The 2,399-nt window shown below is 55.6% G+C and carries 2 protein-coding genes; both read left to right on the top strand.

The window, feature by feature from the left end; all coding sequences use genetic code 11:
- Positions 1–105: 105 nt before the first annotated feature.
- Positions 106–1,611 carry an IS21 family transposase gene (gene istA, locus BLL38_RS29775; RefSeq protein ID WP_100226550.1) on the top strand — a complete coding sequence of 502 codons (1,506 nt, stop codon included), beginning with the start codon at positions 106–108 and terminating at the stop codon, positions 1,609–1,611.
- Positions 1,601–2,344, top strand: a complete 744-nt coding sequence (istB, locus tag BLL38_RS29770; protein ID WP_029240427.1) for an IS21-like element helper ATPase IstB — start codon at positions 1,601–1,603, stop codon at positions 2,342–2,344. The genes istA and istB overlap by 11 nt, the downstream gene beginning before the upstream one ends.
- Positions 2,345–2,399 lie beyond the last annotated feature (55 nt).

Below are 2,399 nucleotides of genomic sequence, written 5' to 3'. Positions count from 1 at the left end.
TGTTAAACAGCGTGCAAAAGTTTCCAGATTCCCGGGGTAAACAGCGTCCAATAGTTTCCACCCCGGTGTGTGCAACCATCCGGTCTTTTGGCTGGAGAATCTGGGGTGATATCAATGGACATCATTGCCGAAATTCGGCGCCGACATCTGGTCAGTGGCGAGACCATCAGTGTCATAGCTCGTAGCCTTAATCTTTCCCGACCTACTGTTCGCAAGCACCTGCGCAGTACTACCGCTCAGGTCTACCAGCGCCAACAGCAACCTGCGCCCAAGCTTGGTCAGTTCCAATCAACCCTTGAGGCCTGGCTCAATACAGAACGTCACTTGCCACGATCACAGCGACGAACAGCTCGACGTCTGTATGAAGACCTACAGGTAGAAGGCTATCGCGGCGCCTATGACAGCGTGCAGCGGCTGGTGAAGCAGTGGAAAGCTCTGAAAACGCGTCCAGGGGCCGCACAAGCGTTTATCCCCTTGCTGTTTGCACCTGGGGAGGCTTGTCAGTTCGACTGGAGCCACGAACAGGCCGAGATCGCCGGCGTCATGCAAACGATCAAGGTGGCGCAATTTCGCCTCTGCCATAGTCGAAAAATGTTTGTGGTGGCCTACCCGCGAGAGACCCAGGAGATGGTGCTCGATGCGCATAACCGCGCCTTTGCGTTCTTTGGCGGCGTACCGCAGCGGGTTATCTACGACAACCTTAAAACCGCAGTGGATGCGATCTTGGTCGGCAAGGATCGAATCTTCAACCGGCGCTTCCTGGCGTTGGCTAATCATTACCTGTTTGAACCTGTAGCCTGTACGCCTGCTGCTGGCTGGGAGAAGGGCCAAGTTGAGAATCAAGTCGGCAACATACGCGAATGGCTGTTCACTCCCCTGGCACGATTTGCCAGCTTTGCGGACTTGAATCATTGGTTGGCCACACGGTGCCAGGAGCTGGCTCAGCGTAAACACCCGACTGAACGCAGCCGCAGCATCGCCGAGTGTTTTGTTCAGGAGCAAGCGCATCTACGGGTTATTGATGCCCCTTTCGATGGTTATGTTGAGCAAATGCGCAGTGTTTCCAGTACCTGCTTGGTACGCGTTGACCGTAACCAGTACAGCGTACCCGCTCAATGGGCAGGAAAAGTGACTTCCGTACGGTGTACGGCCGATGAAATACGCATCGTGGCTGACGATCAGCTGATTGCCCGCCATGCTCGCCGCTTTGGGCGCGACCAGCTGGTGTATGACCCCTGGCATTATCTGGCGGTACTGGACAAGAAACCCGGAGCTTTGCGAAACGGCGCCCCTTTTGTGACGTGGGACTTGCCAGAGCCGATCAAGCAGGTGCGTGAGTACTTGCTCAAGCAGAGTCGCGGCGACCGAGCCTTTGTCGATCTCTTGTTACTGGCTCGCGACGTTGGCCTGGAGGCCCTGCAAGTGGCCTGCGAGCTGGCATTAGAGTCTGGAGTGATCAATGGTTCGCACGTGATGAACGAGCTGCGTCGGCTTACCTCAGTAGCACGTCCCGTAGAGTTGACCTTGCCCGAGGCCCTGCAATTGCGCATTGAGCCCCTTGCTGATTGCCAGCGCTATGAGCAACTGCGAGGTACTCAGCATGCCTACTGATCGTATTTCTGAACTCAAAAACCTGCACCTGCATGGTATGGCGAGTGCTTTACAAGAGCTGCTTGCTGAAGCCTCACGTCGGCCTGCGCGGCCAGAGCTTTGGCTCGATCGATTGATCGAAGCCGAACAGGCGGACCGCCAAGTGCGCCGTTTGAGCTATCAGCTCAAAGCGGCTCGCTTCCCAATCCACCGTGACCTGGGCGGCTTCGACTGGCAAGAAACACCATTGATCCGTGAATCCATCGAGCAACTGGCCGAGGGAACGTTCATGGACGGTGCGCACAACCTGATTTTGGTGGGAGGCACCGGCACTGGCAAAACCCACCTGGCCACCGCCTTGGGAGTTGGGGCCATCCATCAAGGCAAGCGGGTGCGCTTTTACAACGCTGTAGACCTAGTCAATCACCTGGAGCGGGAAAAGCAACAAGGCAAGGCCGGCAACCTTGCCAAACAACTGCAGCATATCGACGCCGTGATCCTGGATGAGCTGGGCTATCTGCCGTTCCCTGACTCGGGTGGGGCGCTGTTGTTTCACTTGATCAGCCAGCTCTACGAGAAGACTTCGTTGATCGTGACGACCAATTTGTCCTTCGGAGAGTGGGTCAGTGTGTTTGGTGACGCCAAGATGACAACGGCGCTATTGGACCGTCTGACTCACCACTGCGAAATCCTTGAGACGGGTAATGACTCTTTCCGCTTCAAACAACGGAAAAAGGCCGTGAAAAAAGCTTGAGCAACTGGAAACTTTTGGACGCTGTTACCTGGAAACTTTTCAACGCTGTTTGACA

It is taken from the genome of Pseudomonas gessardii, from assembly GCF_001983165.1.
GTDB lineage: Bacteria > Pseudomonadota > Gammaproteobacteria > Pseudomonadales > Pseudomonadaceae > Aquipseudomonas > Aquipseudomonas gessardii.
The sequence above is the reverse complement of the archived record's forward strand: the minus strand, read 5'-3'. Positions and strand labels throughout refer to the sequence as shown.